The sequence below is a fragment of the Gordonibacter faecis genome (genome assembly GCF_030077735.1).
GTDB classification, from domain to species: Bacteria; Actinomycetota; Coriobacteriia; order Coriobacteriales; family Eggerthellaceae; genus Gordonibacter; species Gordonibacter faecis.
On the sequence record NZ_JASJEU010000003.1, the window covers coordinates 277,581 to 290,251 of the forward strand.

The 12,671-nt window shown below is 60.8% G+C and carries 11 protein-coding genes; 2 read left to right on the top strand and 9 right to left on the bottom strand.

The genetic code is table 11. The features are described 5' to 3' along the window. Positions 1-9 precede the first annotated feature (9 nt). Complete coding sequence (fixA, locus tag QNJ86_RS01520) at positions 10-768, bottom strand: putative electron transfer flavoprotein FixA (protein WP_283830803.1); 759 nt, start codon at positions 766-768, stop codon at positions 10-12. A 445-nt stretch (positions 769-1,213) separates the two neighbouring features. Between fixA and QNJ86_RS01525 the strand changes: the two genes are divergently transcribed. After that, entirely contained in the window at positions 1,214-1,999 is a 786-nt protein-coding gene (locus QNJ86_RS01525; RefSeq protein WP_283830804.1) for an enoyl-CoA hydratase/isomerase family protein, read from the top strand. 124 nt (positions 2,000-2,123) lie between these two features. On the opposite strand, the gene QNJ86_RS01530 is transcribed toward QNJ86_RS01525, so the two are convergent. From QNJ86_RS01530 to QNJ86_RS01565, 8 genes are all read right to left on the bottom strand, one after another. Continuing rightward, complete coding sequence (locus tag QNJ86_RS01530) at positions 2,124-2,447, bottom strand: HigA family addiction module antitoxin (protein ID WP_283830805.1); 324 nt, start codon at positions 2,445-2,447, stop codon at positions 2,124-2,126. A 24-nt stretch (positions 2,448-2,471) separates the two neighbouring features. After that, on the bottom strand, positions 2,472-2,750 hold the full coding sequence (locus QNJ86_RS01535) for a type II toxin-antitoxin system RelE/ParE family toxin (protein WP_283830806.1): 279 nt from the start codon (positions 2,748-2,750) through the stop codon (positions 2,472-2,474). A 47-nt stretch (positions 2,751-2,797) separates the two neighbouring features. Then, the gene (locus QNJ86_RS01540) at positions 2,798-4,243 is read right to left on the bottom strand and encodes an MFS transporter (RefSeq protein WP_283830807.1); all 1,446 of its coding nucleotides are present in this window, start codon (positions 4,241-4,243) and stop codon (positions 2,798-2,800) included. A 68-nt stretch (positions 4,244-4,311) separates the two neighbouring features. Next, on the bottom strand, positions 4,312-5,184 hold the full coding sequence (locus QNJ86_RS01545) for a MaoC/PaaZ C-terminal domain-containing protein (protein WP_283830808.1): 873 nt from the start codon (positions 5,182-5,184) through the stop codon (positions 4,312-4,314). Positions 5,185-5,359: 175 nt separating this feature from the next. Further along, complete coding sequence (caiC, locus tag QNJ86_RS01550) at positions 5,360-6,964, bottom strand: crotonobetaine/carnitine-CoA ligase (protein ID WP_283830809.1); 1,605 nt, start codon at positions 6,962-6,964, stop codon at positions 5,360-5,362. A gap of 108 nt (positions 6,965-7,072) precedes the next feature. Beyond that, positions 7,073-8,287, bottom strand: coding sequence for an L-carnitine CoA-transferase (caiB, locus tag QNJ86_RS01555; protein WP_283830810.1), 1,215 nt, complete (start codon positions 8,285-8,287; stop codon positions 7,073-7,075). 45 nt (positions 8,288-8,332) lie between these two features. Next, positions 8,333-9,484 (bottom strand): crotonobetainyl-CoA dehydrogenase, encoded by a 1,152-nt coding sequence (gene caiA / locus QNJ86_RS01560; RefSeq protein WP_283830811.1) that lies wholly within the window; start codon positions 9,482-9,484, stop codon positions 8,333-8,335. An 84-nt stretch (positions 9,485-9,568) separates the two neighbouring features. Beyond that, a complete protein-coding gene (locus QNJ86_RS01565; protein ID WP_283830812.1) occupies positions 9,569-10,891 on the bottom strand; it encodes an MFS transporter in 1,323 nt (440 codons plus the stop codon). A gap of 301 nt (positions 10,892-11,192) precedes the next feature. On the opposite strand from QNJ86_RS01565, the gene QNJ86_RS01570 reads away from it, so the two are divergent. Continuing rightward, positions 11,193-12,668, top strand: coding sequence for a helix-turn-helix transcriptional regulator (locus QNJ86_RS01570; protein WP_283830813.1), 1,476 nt, complete (start codon positions 11,193-11,195; stop codon positions 12,666-12,668). Positions 12,669-12,671: the final 3 nt, after the last annotated feature.

Genomic DNA, 12,671 nt, shown 5'->3' on the forward strand with positions numbered 1-12,671 from the left:
GCGGGAATGCTACAGCGCGGCCTTGAGGGCGGCGGCGAACTGTTCGATGGCGCCGTCGGCCGAGGCGTCGAGAATCTCAAGCTTGCGGTCGGCCTGCTCAGGAGCCTGGCAGGATACCACTTCAATCTTCGCGTCGAAGACCCCGTCCGCGGCGGCCACGTTCATGGGCTTCTTGCCAGCGGCCAGGATGTCCTTCATGCCCGGGATGCGCGGCACGGCGATGTCGGGCGACACAGACACCACAGCCGGCAGCGGCACTTCCACCGTTTCCACAACATCTTCCAGCGTGCGCTCCACCTCAAGCGCGCCCTCCTTCGGCGTGATCTTCGTGGCGCCGTTCACCACCGGAAGGCCCAGACGCGCGGCTAGCTGCACGTCGGTCTGCTGCGCATAGTTGTCGGCCGAGCCGTCGCCACAGAGGATGACGTCGAAGTCACCCACCGTGCCTACGAGTTCAGCAAGGGCCGCAGCAGTCGCGTTGGCGTCGAGATTCGCGGTTGCATCCCCAGCGGTCATATACAGTTCGTCCACGCCACGGGCGAGCACGTTCTTCTTCAGCTTAGAGTCGTCGATGTCGGCGCCTCCCACCGTGATGGCAACCACCTTCGAATCGCCCGCAGCGGCGGCCAGCTGGGCCGCGGCCTCCAGCGCGTTCAGGTCGTAGGCGGACACAATACCCTTGGCCTTGGAGTAGTCCAGGCTGCGGTCGGAAGCCACCTGGATGTCCTGGTCGTCGGGAACCACCTTGAAAGCAGCAACGATGTTCATGCTAACCTTTCCCTTCTCGTTTCCTTATGCTTGCTTGACTGGTATAAGGTGCCGGGATCGTTCGCTGAGCGTGCGGCCCCGACGCGTTGAGTGCACTATGCCGTGCGCCCGCCGCGCCGTCATCGCAAAATGCCTGTGAACCTGCGGTTACTTATGAATTAACTATGCCCGACCTGCCGTTTTGCGATGCCGGGAACAGGGCATAGTGAGTGCGAATGTGCCACGCAACCCCTACACGCCACCTGAGCAGGGCACATCGGCAAAACCCCCGGTCACAAGCATCGCATGACCTCCCTACTGCTTTTCTTGCGATGCCCCCTTTTTCGGTATCATCGAGATACTGCCCGCCTTGCGATGCGCGCCCAGCGCGCGAGGCGCATGATAGTTCCAGTGCCGCGGGCGCGAACGCCGCTCGCTGGGAAGCTGAACCGTCAAGGAGGAACTAATGGCAGATTACTTTGGTACCGACACCGTGGTGTCCGAGCTTCGTGAGGACGGTCTTCTGATCATCCGCATCAACCGCCCCGAGGTGGCAAACGCGCTTAACGGCGTCACCTCCAAGGCCATGGAGAACATCATGAACAACGCCGAGACCGACCCGGCGGTGCGCGCGATCATCGTCACCGGCACCGGCAAGGTGTTCTGCGCGGGCGAGGACCTCTCCGAACTCTCTGAGGGCGGCGAGTGCCAGACCGTCACTGAGCATGGCTTCGGCGGCCTGACCGCGCGCCTGTGCTCCAAGCCCGTCATTGCGGCGTGCAACGGCTCCGCAGCGGGTGGCGGCATGGAGATCGCGCTGTCCTGCGACATGGTGGTGGCCTCCGAGCGCGCCAAGTTCGGCTGCACCGAGGTGGGTCTGGGCATCATCGCCTCCACCGGCGGTCTTGTGCGCCTCGCCCGCGACATCAACCGCAAGGATTGCATGGAACTTCTGCTCACTGGCAAGAAGATCAAGGCTGACGAAGCCAAGGCGCTTGGGCTCATCAACTATGTTGTGCCGGCCGAAGAGGTTATGGACAAGGCCATCGAGCTGGCCGAGGCCTGCCTGAAGAACGCGCCTTTGGCTCTGAAGTGGACGAAGTACATCGTGCACGCCGCCGACCAGATGTCCGAAGAGGACGCCATGCGCTACTCGGATGCCGCCTACCGCTTCCTTGAGAAGACCGCCGACGGCATTGAGGGCCCCGCAGCCTTCGTTGAGAAGCGCGAGCCCAACTGGATCGGCAAGTAACCACCCCTCCTCTCCTTTCCCATCCCCCGTCAGGGCTCCCCTTCGCCAAGGAGCCCCACCCACCAAAAAGCCCCCATCCTCAAGGACCGGGGGCTTTTTGGTGCACGCTCTCGTTAATCAAATTTTACCAGCACGCGGCACGCGACCAAGGTTTGATCTTCTTAAGCTCCGGCTCAAGGCGCTCGCGAGTCACCTCGGTATCATACGCTGCCTGTGCCCGCAGCCAGTAGCCCTCCGACAAACCAAAAAAGCGGCACAGTCGAAGGTCGGTATCAGCCGTGATGCTGCGCCTCCCGAGCACAATCTGCCCGATGCGCTGCGCCGGAACGCCAATCTCCTTCGCCAACCGATACTGCGAAATACCCAGTGGCTTCAAAAATTCTTCCTGGAGCAACTCCCCCGGCGTCACCGGATCGAGCCGCACCTCCCTACTTTTCACCTCACTCATGCTCTTCACCTCACCCTACTGCGCTCAATGATAATCGACGATTTCCACATGTTGCGCGCCCGCGTCCGTCCAAACGAAACACAGGCGGAATTGATCGTTGATACGGATGCTATATTGACCTGCGCGATTTCCTTTGAGGGCCTCAAGGCGATTGCCCGGCGGCACGCGTAAGTCATCCAGCACCGTGGCTACTTCAAGCTGACGAAGCTTGCGCAGCGCCACCCGTTCAAAGGGAACGAAGCGCTGAACTCGCCTACCCGATGCGAGTTTTTCCGTATCTCCATCTGCAAAGGAAACTATCATAGAGCGATAGTAACGCGTTGCGTTGTTACTGTCAAACGTTACTATTGTTACGCGTTTTCGGGGTGGGTGTCGGGGGTGGTGAGGGAGCTGGTTTCTTGGAGGGTTTTGCCGCGGGTTTCGGGGGCCATGGCTATTGAGAGGACCAGTCCAAGGATGACCAAGCCCGCTGCGACCAACATGGTGGGACCCACGCCGAAGGTGGCCAAAAACAGCGGCGTGCCGTAGGTGGCTATCACCGTGCCGATGCGCGAAAACGCGATGGCGATGCCCACAGCGCTGGCGCGCACTTCGGTGGGAAAGAGTTCGTTGGGATAGAGCCACTGCAAAATGCCTGGTCCACCGCTAAAAAATGCGTACAAGCCAAACGCAAGCACCACCACATACACCGGCGCGTCGGGAAACAGCCCCAAAATGACCAGGCCCACTGCCATAAGCGCCAGCGAACGAATGAGCAGCGGACGACGGCCCATGGAGTTCAGCCAGAACATAGCCGGGATAGACCCAATGAGGAAAAAGAGGCTCACAACGCTCTCGCCGAGGATGGCCTCATGGCCCGCGCCCAGGCCAAACGCCGTCATGATTTCCGGGCCGAACGTGTAGATGGCATACATGGGTGCCACCTGGCAGAGCGTAAGCACACCCAAAAACACAATGCGCTTGAGATACCCACCGCGGAAGATTTCAAACACCGTCATGCGCTTGACCGTAGGGTCGGGCCGCTCAATTTCCACGTCCATACCGTAAACGCGCTCCATAACCGCATGCGCCTCTTCGGTGCGCCCGCGCTCGATCAGCCACAGGGGCGACTCGGGCACCTTGCTGCGCCCGATAAGCAGAAACACGCAGATGGGGATGGGCGAAGCAAGCATCCACTTCCAGCCATCTTCCACGCTATAGAGCGCGTAGCCCACGACCGCTGCCACGGTAGCCCCGAGGTACCACGCGGCCGACACAATACCCATGTTGATGGAGCGGCTTTTCTTGGGGGCAAATTCAGCGATGAGCGAGGTGGCAATGGGATAGTCTGCGCCAATGAACATACCAATGAGGAAGCGTGCGGCCACCAACTCCCAGGGCGCCTGGGCGAGCACGCTCCAGAGCGACAGCAGACAGATTGCCACCACGTCGGCAATAAACATGATGCGCCGCCCAATGCGGTCGGTCACATAGCCGCCCAAAATGGTGCCGAAAAAGATACCCACGAGCACCGATGCGCCGATGGCGGCGCTCTCTTCGGTGGTGAGCGCGAAGGCGGGCACAATCTGCGTGAGCGCCACGCCGATGAGCGAAAGCACGTAGCCGTCGAGAAACGCGCCGCCGCTCGCAAAGAACGTGATCTTGCGCAAGAAGGGCGTCATGGACACGTCGTCAAGCGTCTTTTTCACCACGCGCTTGGAGACATCCACCAAACCATCAGCGATTTGCTTGGCCCCGTCAGCCACCTCCCCCATCGGTGGACTGCTCACCTGTGTCAGATGCTTCACATCGCTCATTTTGTCCCCTTTTTCACAGGTTGATAAAACGTCGAGCAGTTCCGACGGCCGTCAGGCCGGCGGAACGCTTATTCCCACTCGCAGATGCCGAAGTTCAGGTGTGGCTTGGCGCCTGTTTCGTCGGCGTCGGCGTCTACCAGTTGGAAGCGGATTTCCTTCTCGCCCACCTTCCACATGCGGGTTTCAAGCTTTGTTCCGGGCAGCACCGGCGAGGTGATGCGGGTCTTAAAGCGCTTCATGCGCTCGGGCTCGCCCGGGAAGAACGAGCTGATGATGTGGCGCATCGTGAAGCCACCGAGGCTCACGCCGTGCGCGATGGGGCGCTCAAGGCCCGTCTGCTCGGTGTAGGCGAAGTCGATGTGCTGCTGGTGCCAGTCGCCCATCAGGCGATAGATGAGCGGCATGTTGAGCGGCATGGTCTCGGCCACCACCGCATCAGGCGCGCGATCAGGCATCTCCACGATGTCCTTCGGGGGCTTGGGGCCACCCCAGCCGCCATCGTAGATGCACACGTCCCAGGTCTCGGTCTCGCAGAGCAGCGTGCCATCCGACGAATACGAGCGCCCCGTCTGCTTGGAGAGGCATCCGCGCCCCTCGCCGCGATCGTAGAGCGCGTCCTGCGTAACGAACGTTTCCACACGGTCGTTCATCTTGAAGGGCGCGTGCAAGCGAATCTCAAAGCCATAGTGCAGCGACCCGTCGTAGTTGTAGCCGTAATCGAGCGTGCGCGTCATTTCCTCGTGCACCGTCAGCGGCACACCGAAAATGGGCAGCACCTTCAGCTGCGGGTTCGCCGCGTCGTGCTCGTTAACATACTCAAGGTCGGTCTGCCCGTCGAACCCCGCGTTGCAACCGAGCGCGCAAATCTCCAAATCCTTAAACGTATACTCCCGAACAAACGGCCCAAACTCCTTACCCACAATCTCAGTACTGATAGCCATGGGATTCTCCTTACATCTCTTACAGGTCCAATAAAGTCAGCGAGGGTTACCGTAGTGCCCGAGATTGGCGTGTTTCGCGGCCGAGCGCGCTTTTGCACGTGAGGGTAAGCGAAAAAACGCCAAGATCGGGTGCTACGGGAAGCCGCAGCGTCGACCTGTTGCGCTGATCGGCAGATCAGCGCAACAACTTCTTTTCGATTTTCATCGAGCAGGTGCGGGGGAAGGTATCGACGATCTCTACGAACGAGGGGACTTTGAAGCTGGCGAGATGTTCTTCGCAGTAGGCAATCACTTCGTCTTTGGTTATCGTGGCACCCTCGCGCGGGAGGACAAACGCTTTGACGGCCTGGTCACGAATGGGGTCGGGGACGCCGATGACGGCAGCCTCGGCGATAGCGGGGTGTCCCACCAGCACGTTTTCAATCTCGGTGGTGGAAATGTTTTCACCGGCGCGCTTGATCATGTTCGCCTTGCGATCCACGAAGAAAAACCAGCCGTCCTCATCCACGTAGCCCTTGTCGCCCGTGCGCAGCCACCCGTCTGCGCCGAATGCCGCCGCCGTGGCGGCGGGGTCGTCGAAGTACTCCTTCATGATGGTGCGCCCCGGCACGCCGTGCACCTGAATCTCGCCCACCTCGCCGGGTGCGGCTTCCGTGCCGTCATCGCGCACGATGCGCGCCTCGTAGCCCAGCCCCACACGCCCCACACTCGGCCAACGACGCGGGCCCGTGGGCGGGTCGGTGAGCACCCAACCAATCGTCTCGGTGGAGCCGTACGTGTTCATCAGCGTCACACCGAAGCGGCGCTCGAACTCTTCCTTTTCGGCATCGGACACCGGCAAAAAGTACAGAATGTCGCGCAGCACATGGTCGCGATCCTGCGGCGTTGGCGGCTGCAGCAGAAGCGTGCGCAGCATCATGGCCACGCACTGGGTGAGGGTGGCGCGGAACTCGCGAATCTGCGACCAGAAGCGGCTCGCGCTGTACTTCTCCACCACAATGAGCGTCGCGCCCGCCGTGAGCACCGGCATGAGCGCCGCAAGCTGAAAGTTGGAATGGCACGCTGGCATGGTGGTAAGCAGCCTATCGTCGGAGCGCAGCGCCGTCTCCCAGTCGCCGTACAAGCCGCTGAACAGCAGGTTTGCATGCGTCAGCACCACGCCCTTGGGACGTGAGGTGGTGCCAGAGGTAAAGATAATCTCAGCCGGATCGTCCGAAGACAACTCCCGCATCTCGTCAAGGTCCTCGTGCGCTGCACCCAGCAAGGCGGCGAAATCACGCAGCGACGCATCCTTAGCAAGCGCCTCGCGCGCGGCTGCGCACCCTTCTACGCCCTCGTCATCGACACGTGCCACCAGCAACCCCTGGGGCAACACGTCGTTCTCGTGGCACACGGTGCGGTACAAGTCGAGGAACTTCGGCTCAATCACCGCGCGTGAGGCAGCCGTGCGCTCAAGCACGTAGGCCGCTTCCTCGGCGCGGTACTGCTCGTTCATGGGTACCATGACGGCACCAATCTTGGCGAGGCCAAACAGGCACAGCAGAAACTCGGGGCACGTACACAGCTGCACTGCCACGCGCTCGCCGCGCTGCACCCCCAGGCTCACAAACACGTTGGCAGCCCGATTGATCAGGCGGTCAAACGCGCCATACGTGAATTCGCGCGTTGCCCCCGACCGGTCGCGGAACAGCAAAAACGTGCGTTCACCGCAGGTGGCAACAAGGCCCTCCCAGAGGCTTCTTACCGTTTCGTTCCCCACGATGTCACACACGTCACTCACCCTCCCCTTCCGCTCGTACAACCTGCGCCGCAGCGCACGGGCGGCCACCTTCGCCACCCGAAAAGGGCTGGCCCGCCGCCGTGCGACAAGCCAGCCCTCCCCACTTACTTATTCGGCGATTTTCACGACGCCGGCGGCCGCCAGCTCGTCGATCTGCTCGCGCGTGTAACCCAGCTTCGTCAGCACGTCCACCGTGTCGCCGCCCTGCGGAGGCATGGGACGCCAAATCTGACCAGGGTTGTTCTTGAACTTGGGGAACACGCCCAGGCCCTTGAACACCTCACCGTCGGCCGTCTCCCACTCCTGCCACACGCCGCGCTTCTCAAGGTGCTCTTCCTTCACGAGATCCTCGAACTCCATGACTACCTGCACGGCAATACGGTGTGCCGCGAAGTCTTCCTCAATGTCGTACTTCGAACGCTCGGCGCAGTACTTCTCGAACGCGTCTTCGATCTCGCGGGCATGCGGGTTCGAAAGCCACAGGCCGCTCGTGTCCTCGGGGATGTCCTCGGTGCCCCACAGATGCCCGAGGCCAATGGCCTCAAGGAAGTACTTGTTCTGGTCGACGCCGTAGAGGCAAATGCCCAAGAAGCCGTCCTTGCACTGGTACTCACCGATGCCGCAGAGGTTCTGGTTGCGGGCGCCGGGGCGAGGCCACTTGATGCCCTCGTTCAGGTAGTCCACCAGGTAGTACTGGCCAATGGACAGCAGCGTTTCGTACATGGCCAGGTCGATGCTTTCGCCCTTGCCCGTCTTGGCGGCGCGGTAGAGCGCGGCCAGCGACGAAGAGGCAATCATGAGCGTGTTGAAGTAGTCGCCGGCGTAGGGGCCCGGGTTCATGGGCTGCTCAGGCGTGCCGTTCTGCGACATGTAGCCGGAGTACGCCATAACTGTGAGGTCGTAGGCGGCGCGCTTGACCATCTTCATGTCGCCTTCCTGGCCAAAGCCAGACACGTGCACGATGACCAGCTTCGGGTTGATCTCCCAGAGCACCTCGTCGGTCACGCCGTGCTTGGCGTACGTGCCGCCCTTGGAGGCCTCCATGAAGATGTCGGCATCCTTCACGAGTTCGAACAGGATCTTCTTGCCCTCGTCGGAGAAGTAGTTCAGGGCCACGGAGCGCTGGTTGCGGCGCTCGGCCTGCTTGACGTAGGGGGTGTCGCGGATGGTGTCGCCCGCGCCCGTGTTTTCAAGCCACACGACGTCGGCACCCCAGTCGGCGAGCAAGTCGCACGCCTTCGGGCAGGCCAGTTCCACCGCCGAGTACACAACCTTCACGCCATCGAGGGGCCCATAAGACGGCTTTTCAGTGGGAAGTGCCATGATGATTCCTCCTATAGTAGTGGTGATGACAGTGCGTACGCTTGCTTACTTCTGCTTGTACTTGATGGAGGCGCCCTTGGAGGTGGCCAGGACCATCATCTCGTCGGTGCCGCCCGAGACGCGGTCCACGCGCAGGTCGCGCCAGATGCGGTTGATGCGGTGCTCGGAGGCCACGGCGATGCCGCCCATGATCTGCATGGCGTCGTCGGTCACCTCGAAGGCGGCGTTGGCGCAGTAGTACTTGCACATGGCGGCTGCGGCCGGGTCAAAGTTGCCGTCGTTGTTGTCGGCGTTCCAGGCGGCCTCGTACAGCATGTTCTTCATGTTCGTCAGCTTGATGCACATCTCGGTGATCTTGAGCTGGTTCAGCTGGAAGCGGCTGATGGGCTTGCCGAACGCGATGCGGGTGTTCGCATGCGCCATAGCGTCCTCAAACGCGCTGATGGCAGTGCCGTAGTCGCAGGCGCCCACGAGCCAGCGCTCGAAGTTGAAGTCGGACACGCCACGCATGAAGCCGTTGCCCTCTTTGCCGAAGATGTCCTTTTCCTCAAGCTCCACGTTATCCATGTACACCTCGCAGCAGCTGTCCATGCGCAGGCCCAGCTTGGTGAGCGGCGACAGGCGCACGCCCGGCTTGGACATGTCGAGGAAAAACTCGGTGAACATGGTCTCGTCGTCGGCGTTCTTCGCCATGATGACCAGGTACTTCACGCCGGCGGACGACGTGATGAAGGTTTTGGTGCCGTTGAGGTAAATCTTGCCGTTCTCGCGCTTGTACGTGGTCTGGAGCGCTCCCACGTCAGAGCCCGCGCCCGGCTCGGTGCAGGCGGAGTTCCAAATCTGCTCGCCGGAACCCAGCGTGGACAGCACGGCTTCAATCTGCTCTTCGGTGCCCTCGCGGATGACGGTTTCGAAGCCGGGCAGCTGGTAGAGCACGTAAGTGGGGGCGCCGTAGCGGCCGAGCACCTCATACACGGCCATGAGCGTGACGCAAGGCTGCTCAAGACCCAGGCCGCCGTGGCTCTCCGGCAGCATGATCTGGTCGAAGCCCAGCTCGCACAGACCCTTCACCCAGCGCAGCGGGTATTCGTGCTTTTCGTCGCACTCATGAAAGTACGTTTCCCAGTTCTCGCTTTCCATGTACTCGCGGTAGCTGTCAACGATAAGCTCCTGCTCGTCCGTCAGTTTGAAATCCATGACGATCCTCCTTTTGGCGATGGTCCAACGGGGCCTTTCCCCGCTGTCAATCCGAATATGGGCGCGTGGGGCGCGCCGGCCCTGTTACTTGGCGGCGGCCACAGCCTCGTCGCTCGCGGGAGCGGCGGCTTCCAGGGCCTCGTTCTTCTTCATGGAGCGGCGCGTCATGACCAGGCAGAAGCAGCCCACGACCGCGAACGCAATCAGCACGAGGAAGATGGTGTTGAACGCGGCTTCACCCTGGGCATCAATCATGCCGCCGAACCAGGTGTGCACGAACACGTCGGGCATGAAGCCGATGACGGACAGAATGCCGGAGGCCGTACCGAAGATGGACATGGGCACCTTGGCCTCAGTGAGCGGCGACGAACCGATGGAGAACGCGCCGTAGGTGACAAAGCCCAGCACCACGATGAGCGCAGCCACAGCCACTACCATGCCCGCGTCGCGCGGCAGCACGAGGAAGGCGGCCAGCACCACGGCGGCGGCGGCGAAGAAGAGTAGGATGGACTTCGACGGGCTCTTCAGCAGCTTGTCGGCGAACAGGCCAGCCACGGGGCCTGCAATCAGGCCAATGCCGTAGGTGCGGATAAGGCCCACAACCGACACGATGAACACCGGGGCGGCGAAGCACGTCGTCATGAACGGCGTGGTGTAGGTGACGCCCTGATACACCGTATACACGCAGAAGTACGCAAGGCAGGCCCACAGAACGCCGGGGTGCTTGATGGCCTGCACAACTTCGCCCAGGCTGAAAAGCTTCGCGTTCGGGTCAATTTCGCCCTTGAAGTTGGGGATGAACAGGAAGGACAGCACCGCCAGGATGGCAATGAGCACGCCCAGGAACACCAGCAGCACCTGAATACCCTCAGACGGCACCGGAATGGCCGACACGATGGCGGCGTTGATGAGGCCGATGATGAGGCCCGCCGCGCCATAGATGGAGTAGCTTGTGCCAATCTTGGAGGCGTATTCATCCTCAGCACAGCACAGGCGCACAATCTTAAAGCGTGTGCCCCACCAGATGAGGATGGAGGTAATACCGAAGCCCACAAACAGCACATACAGCAGCGCGAGTGAAGGCAGCATTGCGTAGACAAACGTGAGCACCGCCGTGCCGCCGAAACCTACCCACGACAGCGTGCGCATGCGAATCTTATCCGCGAGAATGCCCGAGGGCAGATAGCACACCACCGCAGCGATGGCGTAGCACGACAGCAGCGCCCCCAGGTCTGCATTCGTGCAACCGAGACCCTGCATAAGGGGCTCGTAAAACACGTTCTTCAGATACACGGGCGTGTAAATAATGGATGAGCCCATGGACACGAGAATGATGAGGAACCACTTATGGACCCCTGAGAGGTCCTTATAGGTGACCTCACCCTTGCTCTTGGCAAGCAGTGACATTGCGCTTTCCTTTCTCCTTGCAGTTCACCGGTTTCACACTTCCCCTTGGCGGCGCCCGGGGTGCCGTGGGAAGCGGGTTCCGGGCCGATGAGCGCATACTGCTCGCCGAGGGGTGGTTTGCCATCGCAAAATCGGCGCGAACAACCGAATACTTACTTTTTTGTGAGGCATTACCGAGGATTTGGTGATAGTTTTTTACCAATGAGTAGCGCGGGTCTTCTTTGCACCGCGCGGGAGAAATCGGGGCAGGTCGTAAGCATCGTTATCCATCGCACAACCAAGCAGGAAGGGTGGGCGCACTATGGATCAAGCACTGGAGGGGAAGTCCGGGGGAAAGAGCGGGCGCGAGGGCGCGACGGGTGGGTCGTGGATCGCGTTTGTGACGCAGCCATCTGTTAAATATGTTGGCTTCGCGCTGTTGTTGGCATGGCACTACGCGCTCTGGTTCGTGCCGCACATGTTCGTGCAAACGGAACTACTCGATGAGCGCGTGACTATTTCGTGGCTTGTTAATTTGGGTGCCACGGTACTGTTTTTGTTTCTTATTGCACTGGTACTGGGGCGCAAGCGGCACCTGTCGTCGTACGGATGGATTGCGTGGGTGGCGCCCGCCCTTGCGGCGGCGGCTACCTTGGTGCTGTGTTTGACGCCGTTCTCGTTTCAGGTGCCGGGCGTGGCGTACCTACTGTCCTTTATTTTGGGTGCGGCGGAGGCGGCGCTGTGGATTCTCTGGGGCGAGCGCTATGCGTGCGTGAAGGCGAAATTCACTATTAAGCATATTGGGACGACGTTTGGCATCACCTTGCTGGTGTGCGTGGGTTTGGCGCTGGTGTTGCCACCTTATGTGTCCACGGTGTTCACGGCGCTGTTGCCGCTTGCCTCCGGCGCGCTGCTTATGCTGGCGCGGCGCGATGGCGAGCGCTCGTTCCCGCCGCTGCTGCCGAAAAACGCTTCGCAGGGCGCACTCAAGAGCATGGTCACCGTGTGTGCCATCTCGTTTGTGGCTTCGGTTGCTGCGTATTTTTTGGCGGCCATCATTCCCTGGCAGGTTCTGCCGACGCAGGTGTCCAGCTTCACCATTGGCATTCTGTGTGGCGCGGTGATTATGTTGGTGCTGGCAGGCATTTCGCGCGCGTCCAAGGACAAGGTGAACATCTTCAAGCTGTACCCGTGGCTGCTGGCATTGGAAATTGTGGCGTTCTCGCTGTTTTTGGCCGACGAGGCGCTGTACTTCCCCGCCTTTATTATGGCGCTGGGCATTTCATCCATCTTTGAAATCTTACTTATTATGTACTTCGGTATTTTGACGTCGAAGGGGTACAACTCGCCGGCGCTGGCGTTTAGCTTCTCGGGTGGGTTTGTGCGCGCGGGTATTGCGGTGGGCAACACGCTGGCGGTGGCGTATGAGCACGCGCCCGACGTGGCGTTCGCCATTACGCCTGAGACGTGCCTGGTGCTGGTGTGCGTGTTGGCGGCGCTGCTTATTCCACTGGTGCGCCAGGAGTTCAGCATTTTGGCGCTGACGGCTGCGCCGCCTTCGAAAGCCGAGATCGACGAGATTTGCGCGGAAGTGGCCAAGGAGTTTTCGCTGTCGGCCCGTGAGCTGGAGATTCTGGGCCTTATCGCGCGCGGGTATGCCACCAACACCATTTCGGTGAAGCTGGTTATTTCGCCCTACACCGTGAACACGCACATCCGCCACATCTACGACAAGATGCAAATTCACAAGCGAAGCGAGTTGTTAAACTACCTCAACATGCAACGAAGCGACTTTTAGGGG

What these genes read in the sequence shown, in the direction of transcription:
- fixA (WP_283830803.1), bottom strand. Translation starts at nt 768, where the DNA reads ATGAACATCGTTGCTGCTTTCAAGGTGGTTCCCGACGACCAGGACATC.
- QNJ86_RS01525 (WP_283830804.1), top strand. Translation starts at nt 1,214, where the DNA reads ATGGCAGATTACTTTGGTACCGACACCGTGGTGTCCGAGCTTCGTGAG.
- QNJ86_RS01530 (WP_283830805.1), bottom strand. Translation starts at nt 2,447, where the DNA reads ATGAGTGAGGTGAAAAGTAGGGAGGTGCGGCTCGATCCGGTGACGCCG.
- QNJ86_RS01535 (WP_283830806.1), bottom strand. Translation starts at nt 2,750, where the DNA reads ATGATAGTTTCCTTTGCAGATGGAGATACGGAAAAACTCGCATCGGGT.
- QNJ86_RS01540 (WP_283830807.1), bottom strand. Translation starts at nt 4,243, where the DNA reads ATGAGCGATGTGAAGCATCTGACACAGGTGAGCAGTCCACCGATGGGG.
- QNJ86_RS01545 (WP_283830808.1), bottom strand. Translation starts at nt 5,184, where the DNA reads ATGGCTATCAGTACTGAGATTGTGGGTAAGGAGTTTGGGCCGTTTGTT.
- caiB (WP_283830810.1), bottom strand. Translation starts at nt 8,287, where the DNA reads ATGGCACTTCCCACTGAAAAGCCGTCTTATGGGCCCCTCGATGGCGTG.
- caiA (WP_283830811.1), bottom strand. Translation starts at nt 9,484, where the DNA reads ATGGATTTCAAACTGACGGACGAGCAGGAGCTTATCGTTGACAGCTAC.
- QNJ86_RS01565 (WP_283830812.1), bottom strand. Translation starts at nt 10,891, where the DNA reads ATGTCACTGCTTGCCAAGAGCAAGGGTGAGGTCACCTATAAGGACCTC.
- QNJ86_RS01570 (WP_283830813.1), top strand. Translation starts at nt 11,193, where the DNA reads ATGGATCAAGCACTGGAGGGGAAGTCCGGGGGAAAGAGCGGGCGCGAG.